Raw genomic sequence first — 258 nt, forward strand, 5'->3', positions numbered from 1 at the left:
TCTACCGGTGCTTTTTGATAGGCGAGAGCGCCTTCATCAGACATCGACAACTGATGGAGATCGTCAACCAGTTTGGTCAGTGTACCGACCTCCGCCTGTAAAGACGCCACCGTCTCCGGCGTGAATTTACGCACGCCATCCTGAATGGCTTCCAGTTCACCGCGCAGCACCGCTAATGGCGTACGCAGTTCGTGAGAAATATCGGCCATAAAATCGCGCCGCATTTGCTGGTTTTTCTCCAGTGTGCTGGCAAGCTGG

1 protein-coding gene is annotated in these 258 nt (G+C 54.3%); it reads right to left on the bottom strand.

Annotated elements, in window-relative coordinates:
- On the bottom strand, positions 1-258 hold a 258-nt coding region (locus SB756_RS32015), incomplete at both ends, for a histidine kinase dimerization/phospho-acceptor domain-containing protein (RefSeq protein WP_410913493.1).

It is taken from the genome of Pseudomonas sp. SIMBA_068 (genome assembly GCF_046534705.1).
In the GTDB taxonomy this organism is placed as follows: Bacteria; Pseudomonadota; Gammaproteobacteria; order Pseudomonadales; family Pseudomonadaceae; genus Aquipseudomonas; species Aquipseudomonas putida.